Source organism: Bradyrhizobium erythrophlei, assembly GCF_900129425.1.
Taxonomy (GTDB): domain Bacteria; phylum Pseudomonadota; class Alphaproteobacteria; order Rhizobiales; family Xanthobacteraceae; genus Bradyrhizobium; species Bradyrhizobium erythrophlei_C.
Genome location: NZ_LT670817.1, coordinates 380,617 through 402,445 on the forward strand (window position 1 = coordinate 380,617; position 21,829 = coordinate 402,445).

A 21,829-nucleotide genomic window follows, 5' to 3' on the forward strand; every position below is an offset into this window, starting at 1 on the left:
CGGGGCAAATCCCAGCAGACTCAAAGTGGCAAGCAGGAATCCGGAAAACAGGTGCGCAGGATTTATAAAATATGCTCTGCCTCGGCCTGGCGCGAGGCCGAGCGGCAAGGCGTGTACCGCGGCAGTGCCGACGACACGCGCGACGGCTTCATTCACTTTTCCACGGCCTTGCAGGTGGCGGAGACGGCCCGGAAGCATTTCTTCGGGCAGACCGGACTGTTCCTGGTCGAAGTCGATGCCGACGCGCTCGGTGACGCCTTGCGCTGGGAACCGTCGCGCAACGACGAACTGTTTCCGCACCTCTACGGCGACCTCGACCTCGGCGTGGTCACCGCCGTGCGCGACATGCATGCACGGTCCGACGGATATCACGACATCCCGGAGTTAACGCCGTGATCCGCGCCTTCGATGCCTTTTCGCTGCCGCTGTTGCGCTGGTTCGATCCGGAAGACGCGCATCGTCTGGCGATCCAGGGCTTGAAGATTCTGCCGCCAGTACGGCCGCGGCCGGACGATCCGAAACTGGCGGTGCGGGCCTTCGGCCTGAATTTTCCCAATCCGATCGGCATGGCCGCCGGCTTCGACAAGAGCGCGGAGGCGCCGGACTCGTTGTTGCGGCTGGGTTTCGGCTTTGTCGAAGTCGGGACGGTGACGCCGAAGCCGCAGGCCGGCAATCCCCGCCCACGGTTGTTCCGGTTGGAACGCGACGAAGCCGTCGTCAACCGCATGGGGTTCAACAATGACGGCGCCGAAGCGGTGCTGCGGCGACTGGCGGCGCGCGCCCATCTCGGCGGCATCCTCGGCGTCAATGTCGGCGCCAACAAGGATTCGTCCGATCGCATCGCCGACTATGTCAAGCTGATCGAAACCTTCGCGCCGGTGGCGAGCTATTTCACCGTCAACGTCTCGTCGCCGAATACCCCGGGGCTGCGCAACCTGCAGCAGGCGGCAGCCCTCGACGATCTCCTGGCACGGGTGATCGATGCCCGCGAACGGGTGCGGCAGAACGCCGGCGACTCGCCGGTGCTGCTCAAGATCGCGCCCGATCTCAGTCTCGCCGAACTCGACGACGTCGTCCACATCGCCCGCTCGCGCCGCGTCGACGGCATGATCGTGGCCAATACCACCGTGGCACGGCCATCGAGCTTGCGTGAAGCGGCCCGCGCCGGGGAGCAGGGGGGATTGTCGGGACGGCCGCTGTTCCGGCTGTCGACCCGGATGGTGGCCGAGACCTATGTGCGCGCCGAGGGCGCGTTTCCGCTGGTGGGCGTCGGCGGCATCGATTCCGGCGGCGCGGCTTTGACAAAGATCCGTGCCGGCGCCAGCCTGATCCAGCTTTATTCGTCGCTGATCTACAAGGGCCTTGGCCTGGTCGACGACATCAAGAACGATCTGGCCTCGACGCTATTGCGCACCGGGCGCGACTCGCTGTCGGAAATCGTCGGCGCCGATGCCGCGACGATCACGGCCGAGGACTGGCCGGTCAGTTAGGGCGTATTCTCTCCGTCGTGCCCGGGCTTGTCCCGGGCATCCACGTCTTATCGCGGCAGGAAGAAAGACGTGGATGGCCGGGACGAGCCCGGCCATGACGGATTCAGAGTTCGACGACCATGCCATCGCTGGCAGCAGTGTAATCCAGCGTCTCGAGCCGTCCCAGCATGTCGTCGCTCATATGGGTCAGGATCAGCCGCTTCGGGTTGATCTCGGGCAGATGCGCCTCGAGCGTTTTCAGGCTGAGGTGGTTCTTCACTACCTTGTCGTAATAATAGGCCTCGGCGATGAACAGGTCGGCGTCGCGGCCTGCCGGGATCAGGGTCTGCGTCCATTCGGTGTCGGCGCTATAGGTGATGACGCGGCCCTCGGCCTCGATCCGGTAGGCCAGAAACGGGCCGCCGGACTCGCCATGCACCACCGGAAACGGCGTGACATCGACCGCGCCGAAGGTTCGCGTTTCCCCAGGGTTGAGCGCGACGACGGAGAGATCGAAGTGTTGCTTTGTTTTCGAAGAATTCTCGAACAGCGCCTCCATCACCTGCATCAGGCGCGTCTCGATGCCTTGCGGCCCGGCGATGACCAGCGGACGGGTCCGGCGTGTGAACTGCGCGTCCAGCAGCAGGAATGGCAGCCCCGCGAAATGATCGCCGTGAAAATGCGTAATCAAAATCAAATCGATATTTTCGCGCGCGACACCTAGCCGCTTCAACGCCGGCAGCGACGAGGCGCCGCAATCGACCAGGACATTGACGCGCGCGCCGGTGACATGGAAGCAGGTGTTGAACCGGCCGCCGGAACCGAGCGCGTCGCCGCAGCCGACAAATTGCACTTGCATCGTCGGAGCCTCCAGGCTCAGCCGGGGAGCGGCGGTTTCGGGAATGACGCGCGCAGCATCGCCGGATAGCGCAGCGCCTGCAACCCGCCGCGCGCGGCATAATGCACCAGCAGCGCGGCCCACAGCCCGGCATTGCCGAACGGCCGCAGCACGAGCCAGGCGGCGAGAAAGACCAGCAGCGAAAGCACCATCAGGTTGCGCATGTCGCGCGCCCAAGTGGCGCCGATGTAGATTCCGTCATAGCCGAAGGCGAACACGCCGAGCAGCGGCGCCAGCACCACGAAGCCCAGATAGTCCCGCGCATGTTGCCGGACATCGGCGCTCGCGGTCATGACGTCGATCAGCCCCGGGCCGAACAGCGCAAAAACGGCGGCGACCGCCAGCGCAAAGCCTGCGCCCCACCGGATCACCAGCCGCACCGCGCTGGAAAAGGCGATCCGGTCGCGGGCGCCATAGGCGCGGCCGCACAGCTGCTCGGCGGCGTTGGCGAGGCCGTCGAGGAAGAAGGCGCTGATCAGCAAAAAGTTGTTGAGGACCGCGTTGGCCGCCAGCGTCACATCGCCGGCACGCGCGCCTTGCGCCGTGAAGAACAGGAACACCGATATCAGCGAAGCCGTGCGGATCATGATATCGCGATTGACGGCGAGCATGCGCACGAGCTTGGCGCGGTCGAACAGCGTCGCGCGCGGCACGCCCGGTTGTCCCCTGGTGAGATGCCGGGCGATCAGAACGCCGAGCACGAGGCCGGCCGCCTCCGCAATCGCGGCGGCGATCGCCGCGCCGGCGATCCCGGCGTGCAGCACCAGCACCAGCAAGACCGTCGCCGCCATATTCATGGTGTTAATCGCGATCTGCATGCCGAGCGCAAGTCTTGCCCGTGCTTGGCCGATCAGCCAGCCCAGCACGACATAATTGGCGAGCGCCAGCGGCGCGGACCAGATCCGGATGCTGAAGTAGATCTTCGCCGCGTGCGTCACGCCCTCGCTGCCGCCCATCGCTGCCAGCAAAACCGTGGCAAGCGGGATTTGCAGCGCGATCAGGCAGGCGCCGATCAGGGCCGCGACGGCGAAACCCCGCACCAGCAAGGCGCGCAGTTCCAGCGTCTCGCCGGCCCCGAGCGCCTGCGCCGTGAAGGCCACCGTGCTCATGCGCAGGAACGCGAACAGCCAGAACAGGCAGTCGAAAATCACCGACGCGATCGCCACGCCGCCAAGCAGCGTCGCATCGCCGAGCCGTCCGATCGCAATCGTCGAGACGATGCCGATCAGAGGTGTCGTCAGGTTCGCGACCATCGCGGGACCGGCGATGGCGAAGACCTGCGCGGTCGTAACCTTGGCGTGGAAAGTCAACGAATCAGGCCGGCGTGCGATCTATCGTCCGCGCGGCGCCCCGAACATCCGCGACAGCAGCCAGACCGGGATCACGATCACGGCGCCGAGCAGGAAGTAGCGCCACAGCCAGTTCACGGCATCGAAGCCGAGATCCCACAGCCGCCGGAACAACAGCCGGATGCTGTTGAGGATATTCCAGGGATCGAAGCCGATGGCCGCGAGCACCACGCCTACCAGAACCGACAGCAGGATCAGCCGAAACGCCACCGCCAGTGGCGAGCCTCCGAGAAAGCGGTAGAGGCCGTCATTGGCTGAGGGCAATTCCCTGGTCTCGTTGGCCATTCATGGTCTCCCGCGCGCGATGCCGCGTCGCATTGTAGTCGTTACAGGGCAGATGGGGAACCCGCCTGCCGGGGTCAATGGCCGCCTGCCTCGATGGCCTGGACGGCTATGTCGGCTTTCAGCATCCGCTCCAGCGTTTCCAGCCGATCGGCCTCGCGCGGCGGCTTGTCCCAGCGCAGGCGGCTGATGCGCGGAAACCGCATCGCGACGCCGGATTTGTGGCGCGGCGACCGCGCCAGGCCCTCGAAGGCGACTTCCAGCACCAGTCCCTGATCCGGCTCATGCACGACGTGCCGGACGGGGCCGAATTTCTCGGTGGTGTTGCGGCGCACGAAGCGATCGATCTGCAGCAATTCCTCGTCGGTAAAGCCGAAATAGGCCTTGCCGACCGGCACCAGCTGCTCGCCATCTTCGCCCGACGTCCAGACCCCGAAGGTGTAGTCGGAATAATACGACGAACGCTTGCCGTGGCCGCGCTGCGCATACATCAAGACGGCATCGATGATGTGCGGGTCGCGCTTCCATTTCCACCATTGACCCTTCGGGCGGCCCGGCAAGTAAGGCGCGTCGCGGCGCTTCAGCATCACGCCCTCGACCGCCTCGGCGTCCTCGCCGGCGCCGGCACCGGCGGGATCGCGTCGCGCCGATGTCAGGGCGTCCCAACTGTCGAAGGGAATCGTCGGCGACAGGTCGATGCGGGGATCGTCAAGCCTGGCCACGAAGGCCTCAAGCTGCTTGCGGCGTTCGGCAAACGGCAGCGCGCGCAGATCGATGTCGCCCTCACCGAGCAGGTCGTAGGCGCGCAGATGAATGGGATAATCCTTGATCAGTTTCGGTGAGACGACTTTGCGATTCAACCGCTGTTGCAGGACGTTGAAGGATTGCACCCGCCCGTCGCGAAGCACCAATAGCTCGCCGTCGATGGCGCCCGGCAGATGCAGTGACGGAAGCAAATCCGGGAAGCTCTTGGTGATGTCTTCGCCGGTCCGTGAATAGAGTCGCGCGATAACATGACCGCGCTCGTCGCGGCCACTGACCGCCTGGACGCGGATGCCGTCCCACTTCCATTCCGCGATGAAATCGCCAGCGTCGAGATGGGCGAAATCCGTATCCTCGATCGCATGCGCCAGCATCACCGGGCGGAACGGGACCGGATCGAGATTGACCGGCTTCTCGCTGCGGCCCTCGAGCCACGCAAACAGCTCGAGGTAGGGCGGCGTGAGCCCGGGCCACATCAGTTCGATATCGTGCGGGTCCTTGCCGCCCAACTCGGCTGCGGCGGTTTTCGCTAGCCGCGCCGAAATCCCGATCCGCATCGCGCCGGTGACGAGCTTCAACAGCGCCCAGCGGCCGGTTTCGTCGAGTTCGTCGAGCCAGCGCGTGAGTTGTTTCGGCAGTTCGGTCTTGCCGAGCGTGCGCAGCGTGGTGACGACTTCGGTCAGCGTGGGAGGCGGAGGGTTGTTGTGGCCGGGCACGATGCGCCCCCCTCCCTCCACGCGCATCGCGCGTGGTGGGGAGGGGTCGGGGGTGGGGGGCCGCTCAGCAAACTCGCTGCCAGCATCGCGCGCGGAGAGACCCCCCACCCCCAACCCCGGATCAAGTCCGGGGCAGGCTCCCTCCCCACCGCTGCGCGGGGGGAGGGGAGCAGAAAGGGTCGGTGGGGCTGCATTCGAACTCGTTGTGCGAGCTGGCCGCGCAGAATGCTGATCGGCTCCCTCCCCCCTTGTGGGGGAGGGTTGGGGAGAGGGGCGGCCGAGCAAAGACTCGCCGCGGTCGCTCACAGACTTCGGCCACATCAGCGCCACTGTCTCCGAGAGATCGCCGACATAATCATAGGACAACGCAAACAGTACCGGATCGGTGCGCGCCGCGATCAGGTCGCGAATCAGTCCCGGCTTGGCGTGCTTGAACGACAATGCACCCGTCAGCGCCGCGAGCGCGTAGCCGCGATCGGGATCTTCGACCTCGCGAAAATATTTGGTGATCAGCCGCAGCTTGTTGTTGCGGCCGGGCTCATAGGCGAGGCGATCGAGCAGTTCGGCAAAGCGGTTCATGCCTCGGCGCCCTCAGCCGCAGGCACCGTATCGCCTTCGTCCTCATCGCCGTAGCCGACCAGATCGAGCGGCCGCGCGGCAAGACCCCTGGTCGTGCACCAATGCACCAGCGCATCTTCCTGGCCGTGGGTGACCCAGACTTCGCCGGCGCCGGTGGCGTCGATGGTCGCGGTCAGTCCGTCCCAGTCGGCATGATCCGAAATCACCAGCGGCAGTTCGACCCCGCGTTGGCGGGCGCGGGCGCGCACCCGCATCCAGCCCGATGCAAACGCGGTGACCGGATCGGGGAAACGTCTCGTCCAGATATCCGACGTGGCCGAGGGCGGCGCCAGCGTGATGGTGCCGGCGAGATCGGCCTTCTTCATGCCCTTGACCAGGCGCAGCTCGCCGAGCGCAACGCGGCGGCTCTCGTAATAGCGCGTGATCTTTTCCATCGCGCCGTGCAGGTAGATCGGCGCGTCGTATCCGGCCAAACGAAGCAGCGCGATCACGCGCTGCGCCTTGCCGAGCGAGTAGGCGCCGACCAGATGCGCGCGTTCCGGAAACAGCGCCACTGAGGCTAACAGCTTCCTGATTTCATCCGCGGCGTTGCCATGCCGAAACACCGGCAAACCAAAAGTCGCCTCGGTGATGAAGACGTCGCAGGGAACCAGTTCGAATGGTGCGCAGGTCGGATCCGACGCGTCCTTGTAGTCGCCGGAGGCGACGATGCAGGTGTCCTTGCAGGAAACCGCGATCTGCGCCGAGCCCAGCACGTGCCCCGCGGGATGAAATTTTATCGTGACGTCGCCGAGCTTTATCTTTTCGCCATAGGCGATCGCCTGCGTAGAGCCGGCAAAATGGTCGCCGTAGCGCAGCCGCATCATGTCGAGGGTTTCCCGGGTCGCCAGCACCGCGCCGTGGCCCGGCCGGGCATGGTCGGAATGGCCGTGCGTGATCACGGCCCGCTCGACCGGCCGTACCGGATCGATATGGAAGCCGCCGGGCTTGCAGCACAGGCCGGCGGCGACGGGCATCAGGATGTCTTGCGGACGCATCCGGGTTATATAGGCGGTGTTGCGGCGATTTTTACCTCTCCCCGACGGGTAGAGGTCGCCGTGCCGAAGCGCAGCGAAGGCGTGGCGGGTGAGGGTTCTTGTTTCATCGACAGAGCGCAGTTCCCCTCACCCGGTGAGACGCTTCGCGTCCCACCGACCTCTCCCAAGGCGGAAAGGTGAACCCACGTCGTATATAGAGAACCCATGCCCGCGCGCCTGTTCCTGTCCTCCGGCGATCTGATGGCCGACCGCCGATTCGATTTTGCGCGCGATCTGCAGCTGAAGGGCGATCTGGTCGCCGCCGCCGATCTGCTGTTGCAGGCCACGGAACTTGCGCCCGGCTTTGCCTCGGCCTGGTTCACATTGGGCGAAATTCGCGGACAGCTCGGCGAGCCCGATGCGGCGATCGCAGCGTTCCGGAAAGCGCAAGTCGCCGACCCCGACGATCGGCACGGCGCGGGCCTGCGGCTGATGCTGTTGGGCGCCGAGGAATTGTCGGCGATGCCGCCGGCCTATGTGCGGGCGCTGTTCGATCAATACGCGCCGAGATTCGAGACCGCCTTGGTGGATGATCTCGGCTATCGCGGTCCCGCGCTTCTGTTCAAGGCGGTGCTGTCGGCGCGCGCTGCTGTCCGCAGGCCCGCCTTCTTCAGGCGCGCCATCGATCTCGGCTGCGGCACCGGGCTCGCGGCCACCGCGTTTGCGGCCCATGTCGATGAATTCATCGGCATCGATCTGTCGCCGCGCATGATCGGGCGCGCGCGCGCGACAGGGTTATATGCGCAGCTTGAAGTCGCCGAGATGGTGGAAGGCTTGCGCGGCAGGCCTGACGCCAGCGCCGATCTCGTTCTTGCCGCCGACGCCATGGTCTATCTCGCCGATCTCACCGCCGTGCTGGGTGAGGTGAAGCGCGTGCTGGTCGCCGGCGGCGTGTTGGCGTTCACCGTGGAAACCCACCGCGGCGATGGCGTCATTCTCGGCGAGGGGCTGCGCTACGCCCATGGCACCGGCTATGTGCGCGCTTCGATCGAAGCCGCCGGCCTTGCACTGTCGCGGCTGGAAGATTTATCGGCCCGCCACGAGGACAATGCGCCGGTTCCGGGTCTGGTGGGAGTGGCCGCAAAATCCTGAATCAGCGCACTTGGCGCCGCAAAGCCCCGAGGCAATTGAAATTGTTTTGGTTTCCGGGCACTCGACCGGCCCGGTCAGACCGGCTTAACCTGTCGCGGTGAACATCGCCGAACCAGACATTCCTGCGGCCGCCCCGTTGCCCGAAACGTTTCTGCGCTGGTTCGCGGGCCGCGGCTGGTCGCCGCGCGAGCATCAACTGGCGCTGCTCGCAAAGGCCCGCGACGACCGCTCGGCGCTATTGATTGCGCCAACCGGTGCCGGCAAGACGCTCGCCGGATTCCTCCCGACGCTGGTGGAACTGAGCGCGATCTCGTGGCAAATGCGTTCTTCTTCTCCCCTCCCCCCGCGCAGCGGTGGGGAGGGGTCGGGGGTGGGGGGTCTCTCCGCGCACGACGCTGCAGGCGAATTTGCTGAACCGCCCCCCACCCCCGACCCCTCCCCACCACGCGCTATGCGCGCGGGGGGAGGGGAGCAGAGGACACTGTCAGCGCAATCACAGTCGAGCGGCGGCCTCATCTCCACCGGGCGCGGCGTGCAGCGATCGCGCGGGCTCCATACGCTCTACATCTCGCCGCTGAAGGCGCTCGCGGTGGATATCGCACGCAATCTGGAAGCGCCGGTGACCGAGATGGGTCTGCCGATCCGGATCGAGACCCGTACCGGTGACACGCCGGTGTCGCGGCGGCAGCGCCAGCGGCGCTATCCGCCGGATATCCTGCTCACCACGCCCGAGCAACTGGCGCTGCTGTTGTCGTCCGCCGATGCGCCGTTTCTGTTTTCGTCGCTCAAGCGCATCGTGCTCGACGAACTGCATGCGCTGGTGACTTCGAAGCGCGGCGATCTGTTGTCGCTCGGGCTGGCGCGGCTGTGGCGGCTGGCCCCACAGATGCGCGCGATCGGGCTTTCAGCGACCGTGGCGGAGCCGCAATCGCTGGCGCGGTTTCTGGTGCCGCAGCGCGATGGTGCCAGTGAAGCCGCCGACATCGTCGTCGCCGGAGGCGCCGCGGCGCCCATCGTCGAAATGCTCGATACCCGCGAAAGGTTGCCCTGGGCCGGCCACAGCGCGCGCCACGCGCTCGGCGAAATCTACGATCTCATCAAGGCCAACAGGACCACGCTGGTGTTCGTCAACACCCGCAGCCAGGCCGAGATGCTGTTCCAGGACCTGTGGCGGATGAACGACGATGGCCTTGCGATCGCGCTGCATCATGGCTCGCTCGACGTCGCGCAGCGCCGCAAGGTCGAGGACGCGATGGCGGCGGGCAAACTCCGCGGCGTGGTCTGTACGTCCTCGCTCGACCTCGGCGTCGACTGGGGCGACGTCGATCTCGTCATCAATATCGGCGCGCCCAAGGGGGCCTCGCGGCTGATGCAAAGAATCGGCCGCGCCAACCACCGCATCGACGAGGCCTCGCGCGCGGTGCTGGTGCCGGCCAACCGCTTCGAGGTGCTGGAATGCGCCGTGGCGATCGATGCTATAGCGGAAAATGCCCAGGACACCCCGCCGCTGCGCACCGGCGCGCTCGACGTGCTGGCGCAGCACGTGCTCGGCCGCGCCTGCGGCGAACCGTTTCTTTCCGAAGAGCTTTACGCCGAGGTGCTGACCGCGGCGCCCTATTCGAAGTTGACGCGAACCGATTTCGACGACGTGGTCGATTTCGTCGCCACCGGCGGCTATGCGCTGAAAACCTATGAACGCTTCGCTCGCATCAAGCAGGACCAAGACGGCCGCTGGCGGGTCGCCAATCCCCGGGTTCGGCAGAGCTATCGGCTGAACGTCGGCACCATCGTCGAAGACACCATGCTGAAAGTGCGGCTGGTGCGCTCGCGCGGCGCAAAGGGAAACACGGGTTCTACCGGGGCGCTCGGGCGGGGCGGGCGCATGCTCGGGGAGATCGAGGAAGCCTTCATCGAGGGGCTGGTGATCGGCGACACGTTTGTGTTCGGCGGCGAGGTGGTGCGTTACGAAGCGTTGGCGGAAGACCAGGTCTACGTCTCGCGCGCCAATGATAGGGATGCCAAGGTGCCGTCCTACATGGGCGGCAAGTTTCCGCTCTCGACCTACCTCGCCGAGCGCGTCCGCAAGCTGCTCGACAACAAGCGCGCCTGGAACGCGCTGCCGGACCAGGTCCGCGACTGGCTGTCGCTGCAGCGGGATGTCTCGCGCGTGCCCGGCGTGCGCGAACTGCTGGTGGAAACCTTTCCGCGCGCCAACAAGCATTACCTGGTTTGCTATCCCTTCGAGGGACGGCTGGCGCACCAGACGCTGGGCATGCTGCTGACGCGCCGGATGGAACGCGCACGGGTGCGGCCGCTCGGCTTCGTCGCCAATGAATATGCGCTGGCGGTGTGGGGGCTCGGCGACATCTCGTTCATGATCCGGCAAGGCCGCCTCGACCTCAACGCGCTGTTCGATCCGGACATGCTGGGCGACGATCTTGAAGCCTGGCTTGCGGAATCCGCGCTGATGAAACGCACCTTCCGCACCTGCGCCGTCATTTCCGGATTGATCGCGCGGCGCTTCACCGGCGAGGAAAAAACCCGGCGCCAGGTGCTGTTCTCGACCGACCTGATTTACGATGTGCTGCGCAAGCATCAGCCGGATCACGTGCTGTTGCGCGCCGCCCGCTCCGACGCCGCCACCGGCCTGCTCGATCTCCGCCGGCTCGGTGATATGCTGCTGCGAATCCAGGGGCGAATCACCCACCGGGAACTCGATCACGTTTCGCCGTTGGCGGTCCCCGTGATGCTGGAAATCGGACGCGAGTCAGTCTATGGCGAAGCCTCCGACGAGTTGCTGGCGGAAGCCGCCGATGAACTGGTCAAAGAAGCGATGTCGTAGAACAATAATGGATATGTTGCGCTCCAACCCATCAACATCGTCATGCCCGGCCTTGTGCCGGGCATCCACGTCTTCCTTTGTGAAGCAAAAACGTGGATGGCCGGGCGTAGGCGAGCGGAAGCGACGCCGTCCTTCGTACGGCTATGCCTGGCCATGACGGAGAGTGCCGTCAGCATCGCGAGTCATTCCGCGGTCATCGTCGCCGGCGTCGATTTCGTCGCCGATCTCTCCGGCGCATTGTTCTGGGAAGACGAGCGCCTGCTCGTCGTCTCCGACCTGCATCTGGAAAAAGGCTCCAGCTTTGCGATGCGCGGCGTGCTGCTGCCGCCCTATGATACGATCGCGACGCTCGGCCGCCTCGGCGCGGTGCTCGCGCGCCATGATCCGCGCATGGTGATCGCGCTCGGCGACAGCTTTCATGACCGCGATGCCCATGGCCGGCTGTCCGCGCCCGACCGCGACACCATCGCCGCATTCCAACTGCGCCGCGACTGGATCTGGATTTCCGGCAATCACGATCCCGCGCTGCCGTCCGATCTCGGCGGCGTGGTCGCAACCGAAGTCGCGATCGGGCCGATCGCTTTTCGTCATGAGCCGACCGGTGCATCCGGCGAGATCGCCGGCCATCTGCATCCGAAGGCGCGGGTGAGCACCCGTGGCCGATCGATGGAGCGGCGATGTTTTGCCTGCGACGGCGAGCGCGCGGTAATGCCGGCGTTCGGTGCCTTTGCCGGCGGCCTCAACATTCGCGACGCGGCGTTTGCAAAAATATTCCAGACCCTGGGTTTCATGGCGCATGTGCTCGGCGACAACAGGCTGCACAGCATCGCAGCGTCGCGCTGCTATTGAGCCATCACTGGATTAGCGGCGAGGTGTTTTCATCTCTCGGCCGTCGCAAAGTAAGCAGAAGAAGATGCGCATGCTGCACCACTCGGATCATGACGAGCGAGTGATGCGCAAATTTCGCGGCAAAAGAGGCCTTGACTTCATACTGCTCAAGATTAACGTTCACGAAATGTCCTGCGGGTGAGAGGGGAAATCCATTCTCGCGGAGGTCCATCATGACGGGCAATGAATGTCCCATCCACGTAGCTGATGGCGTGCTTGGCAAACAGTGTCACATCTGCGCTTTTTTCAATGGCTTCGACGAGCAGCACAGGGTGCTGCGCTCGTTCATCAAAGAGGGGTTCGAGCGGGGCGACAAAGCTTTTCATATCGTGGATCCCAAGCTGCGGGAGGATCATCTGAAGCGACTCGCTGAAGCCGGCATAGACGTCGAGCAGGCGATGGCAACCGGACAGCTGGAGCTGCGGCGCTGGCAGGACGCTTACCTGCGCGACGATCGCTTTGATCAGGATGGGATGCTTGCCTTGCTCGAAGAGGTGCTCGGATCAGGGGCGGCAGCCGGTAATCCCCTCATCAGATTTGTGTCGCGCGTGGAACCGTCCCTGGTGGACAAGGCCGGCGAAGATCAGTGGTTGGAATACGAGACGCGCGTCAACTACACGGTCTCCAAATACAACGATCCGGTAATCTGCACCTACGATCTGACGAACTTCAGTGCCAGCCTGGTGATGGACATGTTGCGGGTTCACCCCTTCGTGATTGTCGGAGGGGTGCTCCAGGAGAATCCGTTTTTTGTTCCTCCAGACCAGTTCCTCCTTGAACTCCGAGAGAGAAAATCGGCTCGGCGTAGCGCGATCCAAACACACTGATAGTGATGGCTGACGAGAATCTCCGGCTGCGAGCAGCGCTTCGGGATCTAGTCGCACTTTCGACCATCCCGGCGGGGTGGATTGGGATCGCACCGCGCACGATTGCGGCCGGACTGGCCGACATCCTGGCGGGGTCGTTGGGTTTTGATTTTGCGTTCGTACGCTTGCTCGATCCCGCCGGGGGGGCAACGATCGACGTCGCGAGTGGATGCGCCACCAGGGAATTCCTGGATTGGCTGCAGGCCCAATTTTATACGTTCGATGGGTCTTTGCAGAGGCAGATCATTCCTAATGTTGTTGGCTTTGATGACAGACTGAAATCGCTCCGCGGTATTACTATTCCTATTGGGTTCAACGCGTACGCCGGTCTTGTAGCCGTCGGCTGTGAGCGTAGCGACTTCCCGACCGAAACTGACAGGATGCTGCTCACAGTGGCTGTGAATCATGCGGCGACAGCCTTCCGCAGCACGAACTTGATTCATGAACGGCGCCGGGCTGAGGAGGAAGTTCGCCAAGCCCGCGACGAACTTGAGATGAAGGTGATGGAAAGGACGGCTGAACTGCAGCGGACAATGGCTGAGCTGACACACATGAATCGCCTGGCGACAGCGGGGGTTCTTTTAGCGTCCATCGCTCATGAGATCAATCAGCCGCTAACCGGGATTGTAATGCAAGCCAGTGCCGCCCGACGATGGCTTGCATTGAGAGAGCCAGCCATGGAAGAGGCGCGAGACGCGCTGGATCAAATCGAAAATGCCGGTCACCGTGCAGGTGAAATCATCACAAGCCTTCGCGGAATGTTCAAGAAAGAAACGCAGGCGAGAAACCCAATCGACATTAACAAGCTGATCTTCAGGGTTCTTGCCATTGTGCACCACGAGTTGCAGCAGCGTGAAGTGGAGCTGCGCACGGAACTCGATGAATCACTCCCGGTCCTGGAAGGCGACAGAGTTCAATTGCAGCAAGTCGTTTTAAACCTGGTCATGAACGCCATTGAGGCGATGCCGGTAGCGCCGCGAATATTGAGCATACGATCCTGCGCTGGCAAACCAAATTTTGTTCACGTGGCCGTCGAGGATACCGGCACGGGTATCGATCCATCCAACCACGATCATATTTTCAACCCGATGTTCACGACCAAAGAGCGTGGTATGGGAATTGGCCTTTCCATCTGCCATTCCATTATCGAAAGCCATAACGGCCGTATTTGGGTGACGCGGGGAATCGACAAAGGCTCTATTTTCCAATTCGAGTTGCCGACGAGCGTGGACCAGGATGATCAAGCTCGCCAACATCAGGCCTGAATGACGACACGCGCTCCATAACGTGCGGCGGGCGTGACGGACGGCAACGGGCGCGTCCCGGCCAGGGCCTGAACTCATCAATGGTGGACGTCCGCTTTGGTGCGCATTCCAGCACTCAATTCGGATATCGCGTGCGGTCCGAAAAGTGTCACAAGCAGATTCATGCAGTGCAGCAATACGCTCTGTTATTCGATTACTTTGTCGGCGCTGGGGGTGCCGAAATGAGGAGCTGGATGGCCAAAAACGGGAATTAGACTCTCACCGGTACTCCGCTTAACCTGCGCCATCGCTCACGTAGCAACTGAGACAAGTCATTCGCGCGAGTTTTCGAGGAATCGCGCACCAAGTCAGCTGACCTCTCTATGGAGGAAGTGCCATTTCCAACGCTCGCACTCTTAAAAACTTAAAGAATATTTCGGGATCGATGATCAAGCGATCAATCAGACGGCGGATCGTTGCCATTGCTGTCGGGTTGGTCGTCCTGATGGTGGCGACGTCTGTCTTGTCGATGGTGATGGTTGGGCGGGTAGGCCATCTGCTCGATGAACTGACGGAAAGGTACGTTCCGGCAAACGTGCATTTAACGAGAGCCAATATCCTGTCGCTTGAACGGGCTCTCGCGCTTCGCCGTATGGTGATCGCAAAAATGCAGGAGCCGCCCGATGAGGCCGGATACAAGTTTCAAAAGCAGCTCTACGATGCGAAGGATGCCGAAGTCGACAGCGAGGCGCAAGCTGCGCGCAAGCTCATCAATGCGATCATCGACGACACCAGTACGCCCTCGGATAATGCGGCGCTGGCGCGCATCGACAGCCGGATCGACAGCTTGATGAGCGAATCCCGCCAGCATCTGGACCAGGAGTCCGAAGATCTGCTTTCAGAACTTGATGCGCGAGAATTCCCGGCAGTGAGACGCAGCCTTGCGCGGATCGACTCGCTCCGCGACCAGCTTAGCGAAAAAATCGACGCCGTTCGAACTGAGATGCTCAAGGTGAGCTATCGCGCCATCGCAACGATTAGATCGGAGCAGACTCAGGCGGTCTCGATCTCAGCGATCGTGACGCTGCTGGCCGCGATTGTCGGATTGATTTTCGCCAACCTCGTCAGCGGCGGCATCATTCGCTCCGTCCGGCAATTGTTGGAGGGTACGCGGGCAGTCGAGGCGGGCCAGCTCGACCAATCCATCGAGGTGACGACAGGCGATGAAATTGGACAATTGGCTGCCGCGTTCAACCGGATGGTCGTGCAATTGCGTGACAACCAGCGCGTCAGGGAGACTTTTGGCAAATATATCGATCCGCGTGTCGTGGAAGGGCTGATCGACCGCCCGACCTTAACCGCAGCCGAAGGTCAGCGCCGGGTCATGACGGTGCTGTTCTGCGACCTCAAAGGATTTACCAGCTTGAGCGAAGGCATGACGCCGCAGGGTCTGGTCAAGGTCATGAACCGTTATCTTTCAATCATGTCCGAGCCGATCCGGACCAACCGGGGGATCATCGACAAATATATCGGCGACGGCATTATGGCCTATTGGGGGCCGCCATTCGTTGACGAGGCTGATCATGCCCGCTTTGCCTGTCTCGCCGCCATGGAAATGATCGAGCGCATCGCGACGTTGCGTCAGGAAATTCCCGAATTGCTCGGTGTGCGCGGCACTCCCATGGAGAAATGTGACCTGAGGATCGGCGTTGCGACCGGCGAAGCGCTGGTCGGCAGCATCGGCTCTGATGTCATGATGAGCTATACCGTGATGGGCGACGTGGTGAATCTTGCCTCACGCCTGGAGGGCGTGAACAAGACCTATGGCACCCGCAATCTCGTCTCCGAGAGAACGATCGCCGCGGCGGGCGCAGCACTTGAGGTTCGAGAGATCGATCGGGTCGTCGTGGCGGGGCATACCCATTCGGAAATCATTTTTGAGATTCTTGGACGCAAGGGTGAGCTCGCGGCACAACAATTGCTGTCACGGGATAAATACCAGGACGGGCTGGCGGCCTACCGCGAGCAGCGATGGGACGAGGCGCTTCGTGCGCTTAACGAGTCACTTGGGGCGATACCTGACGACGGGCCGTCAATGGCTCTCCTCAAGCGCGTCGAAAGCGTTAAAGCAAATCCACCATCCCGAGATTGGGACGGGGCGTGGCACATCGACAAATAGTTGCCGAGGCGGCCCTCTATGACCAGGCAGGGCATTGCCGAATAGGTCGCCGCGTGCTGCATCAACGCGAGCCGGTGCGCGGCATGGCGCTGAAGCCGCCAAAGCGGTGTCTGATGCGCCTGCCGAACGCCATCCCGGGTTTCTCGACCGCCAGATAGGTTGTCGCAGACACGCTGGCCAGCGCCAGCGCGGATAGCACGCCCACCGCCCAGTATTCAAACACTCCCTGCAGCGCGAAGATCTTGATCGACGGCACGGCGAACGCGGCGGTCAACACAATGCCTTGCATTAGATAGACGCTATAGCTGACGTTGCCGAGCCGGCGCGCGGCGGGTGTCGTCAGCAAGCCGAACAGCGTGCCGCCTTTGCAGACGGCATAGAAGAACAGCGCCATCAAGGCGATCTGCACGGAGCCCAGCGCCGTATCGAAGCCGACGAAAATTGTGCCCAGGCATCCGAGTGCGATCGGCGATAACCAACCCGCAGGCATGCATTCGCGCATGCTGGTGCGGCGCAATGACGCGACCAACATACCCGACAGGAAGAAAGCCAGCAGATCGGCGACAATGCCCATCACGAGCCCCGCCGTCATGGGAGTCGCCAACCCGGCCGTCAGCGTCGGCTCGCAGGCGGATGTCAGCAGGCACGCCCCCAAGCCAATGCCGACAAACAGCGCATGCCGGCGCGAGCGGGCAATTATCGCGAGCAGCGGCAAGACCGCATAGAAGGCCCACTCGCAGAATATGGTCCATGTCACGCCGGCGAGAATCAGTCCCGTCGCCTGATAGCCGTTGACCTCAGGCTGCTGCGGGAAAACGCCCAGCGCAAGCCACTCGGACACGGAGATGCAAACCGTTGCAAGGGGTTCCCTAAGTTGGAAACCGGTTCGGTATGCCACCACGAACAGCATCAGCACGACCACCAGTACGTACATCGGTCCGATTCGGAAGACCCGTCCGAGATACAGCGTCCACCAGTCGGGGCGGCCGCGCGCATCAAGCAATTTTCCCCAGAACAGGAAACCGGTAATCATGAAGAAGCCACCGAATCCAACCTGTCCCAGCAACGTATAGAAAGCCGACGGCGGATAATCCCAGATGCCGCTTTGCAGGTAGCGATGCGTGATGACGAAGTGATGGACGAACACGCTCAACGCGAGAAAGCCGCGCAAACCGTCGAGCGTTTCGGTCCGCATGCCGGCGGCCGCGCGTGCGTCGTCGACAAGCTTGAATGGCGGCAACCGGCCGCATGCGATGGAAACGACGAACACCAGAAGAAAGTACGGCCAGACAGCAAAGAGAGTCATACCGGCTCCACATCAAATTGATTTGTTCGCGCGATGATGCTGCCGCTCGCCCCGGCAAAACCGCCGTCGCCTCCCGTTCCGCCATCCGCCGATGCCGGGAGCGCAGCGCCGGTCACCAGCGCGCTGCATATGACCGCCGTTGCGAACGCGGATTGGCAGAGCGACGAGGTTCGAATGGTGCGTGATAATTTTCGGCGGGAAATAGCCGTCTCTGTGAGAATTCGCACGTGAGTCTGACTGGACTTTCCAATACTCATCGTGCCATTCGCGGCTCGAGATTCCCGGTAAGCATTCTGGCAAAGACCGAAACGAAAGTCTCATCCTCCGCGGGTTCCATTGGCGATTTCCAATGCCTGTGGCGTAAAAGCTACGTCTGGATTCCAAAGACCACAGCGCGTCCGGCGCTAACGAATCTTGAGGGCTCCTCGATGAGACAAAAATAGCCGCGGTCTGTTTGCGGCTTGAGTTGCTTGCGCAGTTGCCGATTGCAGCACGGGTCCGGAAAATACGCCGCGGTCGTCCGCTTTGGTGCGCATTCCGGACTCAATTCGGACATCGCGAGGTCCGAAAGGTGCCAAAACCCGAAATCAGCCCAACGCTAAGCCGCTAGACGCGCGCGCTGTGCGTTTTCCGAGCCGCGGGGAGGATACGCTTTGTCGCGCCGTAGACGCGCAGGTGGTCGATCGTAAACCTAAGTATCCCCGTCTCACACACATGTAAGGGACTGATAAACGTCCGTGCAATGGTCCGGTCCGTCTCTCTGTGATTAGTTGTACTTTGACAGCGTTATTCAGTCCAACCGGGATTGCGGAGGCGAAATGCTGAGCAAGGAATATTTGGAGACGGCACGGACCATACTCCGGGCTGCCCAAACAATGACGGACCAACGCGTAGCGAGTCAGCTTAGGGCACTTGCTGAGGACTATGAGCGGCGAGCTGAGAAAGCCGCCCACGCTGATGCGGCCAAGGCGTTGGCTCGGTCGGCTGCTCGCGAATCTAAGCGCAGAGTGGAAGAATGGGATCGCGAAATGGAGGTGTAGCGTCATGAACGTCAACATCCAAAAGCTTAACGGCTTGTGGCATCTCATCGTCGGGTCGTGTCAGATCCGGACTCCGTTCCTGGAGGCACAGGACCGGGCGCTAGTCGTTGCATACGCCCGCCGGGTCTACCCGGGCGCCAGGATCTTCGAACGCGACTGACCGTTAAGCGGGGAATCAGGCGGTACGGGTTGTGTGTCAGGAGCATCGCCAGGCGACCACGCCGTCGGACAGAGTCGCTCTTATCAGCGTCGTTGGCGCTCCTGTATCGGCAGCAATCTGCGCGAGCCCACTCGCCGTTCGAAACAGGTAAGCGCCGGGCAACATCGACACGACCGATGCGAACCCGACGGCGGCGAGCGGCATTCGCCAATGGTTGGACACGGGTGTCAGGATCAGACCGACCGTTAGGCATGCCACGAACGCCCCGCCTGCCGGACCGAAACCAAGTTCCGCAATCACAAACCACCTGAGCGCATGGGCCAGCGCGCCTACTGCCACGGGCCAGGGGAGCATCCTGAGAGGGGTCGAAAAGAAGACGCCGTAGGCCGCGGCCGCGACGGCGGCGGCAATCACGTCTTGCCATAGTGGCACGCGTCGTTCGGCGGGTTCGAGTGGTAAGTTTACGCCGAGAAGCGCCAAGCCACAAAGAAGTCCGATTGCGATCGCGAGCACTACGAGGAGGGCGAAGAGGATCCGGGACGCGCCGAGATGGATGCGGCTGCGGATCAGATCGAGGCCGCCGTTCAGGATATGGGGTCCTGGCAAGAGGATCATGCAGGGGCAGACTGCCACGAGCCGCAACGACGAACTGAGCTGGGAACGGACCGCCAGCGCACCGACGACTCCGGCGAGAAGGGCCGCGCAGAAGGGATGCAGGAAGACGTTCTCACTAACGCGCGCCAAGACACGGCGCAGCAGGCGCCCATGCCGGCACTCCCGGCGATCACGGCCGCCGCAGGGAAATTATCGACTCCGAAGATCACGCTCAACGCCGTGGCACCGGCCGCCGCCGCGATAGCGAACAGCCAGGTCGGGGCGGGGCGCGCGTGCGAGGCCGTCTCGATTTCGGCCCGTGCCTCCTCGGGTTTGAGATCGCCGGCGGCAAGCTCGTCGATGACCCGCATCACTGAAGCGACGCGATCCATTTCCACACCGGTTGGTTCAGCCGCTTCGAGCCGGAGCAGCGCGCCGTTGGCGCTATCGACTTGAAGCGCCAGCTCGTCCCAGCGCACCGACAATTTGGCACGCAGACCGAGAACGTCGGCGAGCCTTGCAGCCGCCGTCACCGTCTGTTCTGTCGATTCGCCATTGACGAACAGGCCCTTGGCGGCGGTTAGGACAAACCTGGAGCGCTCTTCGATGTCCATATCGGTTCTCCGCCCACAGAGAGACCGGCGCGCTGCATTCCGATGTGCAACTTGCGTTTACGCTTTGCAACGGCGCCGGCTATCGGGCAGACGATCTCTGCATCCAGTGCTTAACTCCGAGAAGTGAATGGAATTCCGACAGGCTATGCGCGTCGCTTTCCGGCATGAATTCGCGCATGAACCGGGCGAGCGCGTTGCCGGGGCCGAGTTCAACAACCTTGGTGACACCTGCCGCACGGCAAGACTCCATGCAGGCAGCCCAATCCACCGTTTGTTGAATCTGACGTGCCAGTTTGTCCGCGCCCGCATGCACATCGAACACCGCGGCTCCGTCTATTCCACTCAGTAGGCGGACACTGGGCGGCACTGCAGCGGACAGGTGCGCTTTTTTCAGCGCTTGGCGGAACCGGTCGCTGGCACCTGCTAGTAGCGGCGTGTGCGACGCGACCGCGACAGGCAATCTCGTCATGCGCCTGGCACCCGCGGCCTGGGCATCATGAATCACGGCTTCGAGTGCCCTCCTGGTGCCCCCGACCAACATTTGATCTTCACCGTTGACGATCGCGATATAAGCGCCGTGCGCTCTACAGATTGGATCCAACGCCGCTCGCCGAAGACCGTGGATGGCGACGAGCCCGGATGGCTCTTTCGTCGCTTTGTCCATCGCGGTCGCGCGCCGGGCCGCGAGATCGAAAACGCTCTCATAATCAATTAAGCCCGCGACACCCCAGGCTGCGAGCTCCCCTACGCTGTAGCCTGCGACCAAAAGCGGGCGCGGCACCTTCGCGCTCAACACCGCCCAGGCTGCCATCGCTTGTGTGCAACACAGAATTTGCCCGAGCTTGTCCGCGTGCAGATCGTCGTTGCTAGCCTCGCGCACCAGTTGCCGCGGATCTTGGCCGTCCAAAACCGATTTTGCGGCTTCAAACACTTGGTCCGCTTCCGGTGCATCGGCCAGCAGATCAAACATGCCTGCGCCCTGATAGCCCTGGCCGGAGCAAAGGATGGCTATGGCACTCACGAATGGGCCTCCAGGCTGTCGAGGAAAAGGGTGATCGCCAGTAAGTCCGCGCAGCCGCCAGGGCTGAGGTGGCGTGCGACAAAGGTTCGATGCACCGCCTCGGCTCGCTCGCGCCACTCTGCCTGCCCGACACCGCCCTGTTCGAGAAAGCCGGCCGCCGCATCCTGGGCGTAACGCAGGCCAACGAAACCGCCACGGTGCAGCAGATTGGTGTCGTCCATCGAGGCCAGGATTGCAAAGAAGCTGTGAACGCGTGCGGCCTCAGCATCCTCGGGTGCCAGCCTGTGGCCGAACCGCAGTGCAGGCAGCCCCACCTCGATCGCGTGCGGAAAACCAGCGGCGGCTTGCGCCCGCGCGCCGCCCGCGCCAAATTTGCGCAGAGCATTCGTTCCATGGCTGTGTAGTGGGATGGGGCCACGCATTATTGCCTGCCCCCATCGTTGGCGAACGGTGGCGCCCAGCATATTGGCGCTCCAATGGCACTCAGCACGCGCCGTCTCAGACCAGGTAGCACCAGCGGCCGCGCACAGCAGGCCCAGGCTGAAGATGGCACCCCGGTGCGTGTTGACGCCGCCTGTCGCGGCCAGCATCGCACGCTCCGCCTCCAATCCAATCTCGCGGAGCTTGTTCATGCTGGATCCGGCGGCGCCGGCGACAGTCAGATAGCCGTAAAACGGTGTAATTGCCCTAGTGCTGGCTTTGAACGTGCCGGCATCCATGTCGTTGTGGCTGCCCGAATCCACGTGACTGACGAGTCCCGGCTTGGGCCAGGTCTCTAGCTCTGCTAGCAACGCGGCCCCTGCAGCAGCGGCCACATGGTCCGCGACGCGGTCGGGCATGCAGCGCGTTGCT

20 protein-coding genes and 1 pseudogene are annotated in these 21,829 nt (G+C 63.0%); 10 read left to right on the forward strand and 11 right to left on the reverse strand.

All coding sequences use genetic code 11. The features are described from left to right. Positions 1 to 51: 51 nt before the first annotated feature. Both B5527_RS01815 and B5527_RS01820 read left to right on the forward strand, forming a co-directional pair. Positions 52 to 396 (forward strand): DUF952 domain-containing protein, encoded by a 345-nt coding sequence (locus B5527_RS01815; protein ID WP_079599777.1) that lies wholly within the window; start codon positions 52 to 54, stop codon positions 394 to 396. After that, positions 393 to 1,490, forward strand: a complete 1,098-nt coding sequence (locus B5527_RS01820) for a quinone-dependent dihydroorotate dehydrogenase (protein ID WP_079599778.1) — start codon at positions 393 to 395, stop codon at positions 1,488 to 1,490. The genes B5527_RS01815 and B5527_RS01820 overlap by 4 nt, the downstream gene beginning before the upstream one ends. Before the next feature lie 103 nt (positions 1,491 to 1,593). Here B5527_RS01820 and B5527_RS01825 read toward each other — a convergent pair whose 3' ends face one another. From B5527_RS01825 to B5527_RS01845, 5 genes are all read right to left on the reverse strand, one after another. After that, entirely contained in the window at positions 1,594 to 2,328 is a 735-nt protein-coding gene (locus B5527_RS01825) for an MBL fold metallo-hydrolase (protein WP_079599779.1), read from the reverse strand. A 17-nt stretch (positions 2,329 to 2,345) separates the two neighbouring features. Then, the gene (locus tag B5527_RS01830) at positions 2,346 to 3,620 is read right to left on the reverse strand and encodes an MATE family efflux transporter (protein ID WP_079606981.1); all 1,275 of its coding nucleotides are present in this window, start codon (positions 3,618 to 3,620) and stop codon (positions 2,346 to 2,348) included. Positions 3,621 to 3,698: 78 nt separating this feature from the next. Continuing rightward, entirely contained in the window at positions 3,699 to 4,001 is a 303-nt protein-coding gene (locus B5527_RS01835; protein WP_079599780.1) for a DUF6460 domain-containing protein, read from the reverse strand. A gap of 74 nt (positions 4,002 to 4,075) precedes the next feature. Continuing rightward, positions 4,076 to 6,055, reverse strand: a complete 1,980-nt coding sequence (locus tag B5527_RS01840) for an ATP-dependent DNA ligase (protein WP_079599781.1) — start codon at positions 6,053 to 6,055, stop codon at positions 4,076 to 4,078. Next, positions 6,052 to 7,092: a ligase-associated DNA damage response exonuclease gene (locus B5527_RS01845; protein ID WP_079599782.1), complete on the reverse strand. Its 1,041-nt coding sequence runs from the start codon at positions 7,090 to 7,092 to the stop codon at positions 6,052 to 6,054. The genes B5527_RS01840 and B5527_RS01845 overlap by 4 nt, the downstream gene beginning before the upstream one ends. Before the next feature lie 204 nt (positions 7,093 to 7,296). On the opposite strand from B5527_RS01845, the gene B5527_RS01850 reads away from it, so the two are divergent. From B5527_RS01850 to B5527_RS01875, 5 genes are all read left to right on the forward strand, one after another. Continuing rightward, positions 7,297 to 8,223: a class I SAM-dependent DNA methyltransferase gene (locus B5527_RS01850; RefSeq protein ID WP_079599783.1), complete on the forward strand. Its 927-nt coding sequence runs from the start codon at positions 7,297 to 7,299 to the stop codon at positions 8,221 to 8,223. 97 nt (positions 8,224 to 8,320) lie between these two features. Further along, a complete protein-coding gene (locus B5527_RS01855) occupies positions 8,321 to 11,065 on the forward strand; it encodes a ligase-associated DNA damage response DEXH box helicase (RefSeq protein WP_154071941.1) in 2,745 nt (914 codons plus the stop codon). Positions 11,066 to 11,218: 153 nt separating this feature from the next. After that, positions 11,219 to 11,914, forward strand: coding sequence for a ligase-associated DNA damage response endonuclease PdeM (pdeM, locus tag B5527_RS01860; RefSeq protein ID WP_079599784.1), 696 nt, complete (start codon positions 11,219 to 11,221; stop codon positions 11,912 to 11,914). Between the two features lie 212 nt (positions 11,915 to 12,126). Then, positions 12,127 to 12,780 (forward strand): MEDS domain-containing protein, encoded by a 654-nt coding sequence (locus B5527_RS01870; RefSeq protein ID WP_079599786.1) that lies wholly within the window; start codon positions 12,127 to 12,129, stop codon positions 12,778 to 12,780. A 5-nt stretch (positions 12,781 to 12,785) separates the two neighbouring features. After that, entirely contained in the window at positions 12,786 to 14,084 is a 1,299-nt protein-coding gene (locus B5527_RS01875) for a sensor histidine kinase (protein ID WP_079599787.1), read from the forward strand. A 580-nt stretch (positions 14,085 to 14,664) separates the two neighbouring features. Here the strand turns inward: B5527_RS01875 and B5527_RS47275 are convergent. Continuing rightward, positions 14,665 to 14,934 carry a hypothetical protein gene (locus tag B5527_RS47275; RefSeq protein ID WP_338065085.1) on the reverse strand — a complete coding sequence of 90 codons (270 nt, stop codon included), beginning with the start codon at positions 14,932 to 14,934 and terminating at the stop codon, positions 14,665 to 14,667. 207 nt (positions 14,935 to 15,141) lie between these two features. Here B5527_RS47275 and B5527_RS47280 point away from each other — a divergent pair, with 207 nt between their 5' ends. Then, positions 15,142 to 16,242, forward strand: a complete 1,101-nt coding sequence (locus B5527_RS47280; RefSeq protein WP_338065086.1) for an adenylate/guanylate cyclase domain-containing protein — start codon at positions 15,142 to 15,144, stop codon at positions 16,240 to 16,242. A 61-nt stretch (positions 16,243 to 16,303) separates the two neighbouring features. Here B5527_RS47280 and B5527_RS01885 read toward each other — a convergent pair whose 3' ends face one another. After that, entirely contained in the window at positions 16,304 to 17,389 is a 1,086-nt protein-coding gene (locus tag B5527_RS01885; RefSeq protein ID WP_245332682.1) for an acyltransferase family protein, read from the reverse strand. Between B5527_RS01885 and B5527_RS45145 the strand changes: the two genes are divergently transcribed. Together B5527_RS45145 and B5527_RS45150 are read left to right on the forward strand one after the other, a co-directional pair. Further along, positions 17,378 to 17,569, forward strand: coding sequence for a hypothetical protein (locus B5527_RS45145; protein ID WP_172842452.1), 192 nt, complete (start codon positions 17,378 to 17,380; stop codon positions 17,567 to 17,569). The two genes, B5527_RS01885 and B5527_RS45145, sit on opposite strands and share 12 nt — an antisense overlap. Positions 17,570 to 18,592: 1,023 nt before the next feature. Beyond that, positions 18,593 to 18,748 (forward strand): hypothetical protein, encoded by a 156-nt coding sequence (locus B5527_RS45150; protein WP_172842453.1) that lies wholly within the window; start codon positions 18,593 to 18,595, stop codon positions 18,746 to 18,748. Between the two features lie 36 nt (positions 18,749 to 18,784). On the opposite strand, the gene B5527_RS01905 is transcribed toward B5527_RS45150, so the two are convergent. The 4 genes and pseudogenes from B5527_RS01905 to mdcB all read right to left on the reverse strand — a co-directional run bounded on the left by B5527_RS01905 (position 18,785) and on the right by mdcB (position 21,816). Continuing rightward, entirely contained in the window at positions 18,785 to 19,261 is a 477-nt protein-coding gene (locus B5527_RS01905; protein WP_338065119.1) for a threonine/serine exporter family protein, read from the reverse strand. Between the two features lie 18 nt (positions 19,262 to 19,279). Beyond that, positions 19,280 to 19,956 (reverse strand): annotated as a pseudogene (locus B5527_RS45970) (threonine/serine exporter family protein); the annotation flags it as partial. Positions 19,957 to 20,035: 79 nt separating this feature from the next. Beyond that, entirely contained in the window at positions 20,036 to 20,977 is a 942-nt protein-coding gene (gene mdcH, locus B5527_RS01915) for a malonate decarboxylase subunit epsilon (RefSeq protein WP_276329307.1), read from the reverse strand. Beyond that, positions 20,974 to 21,816, reverse strand: coding sequence for a triphosphoribosyl-dephospho-CoA synthase MdcB (gene mdcB / locus B5527_RS01920; protein ID WP_079599795.1), 843 nt, complete (start codon positions 21,814 to 21,816; stop codon positions 20,974 to 20,976). The genes mdcH and mdcB overlap by 4 nt, the downstream gene beginning before the upstream one ends. Positions 21,817 to 21,829 lie beyond the last annotated feature (13 nt).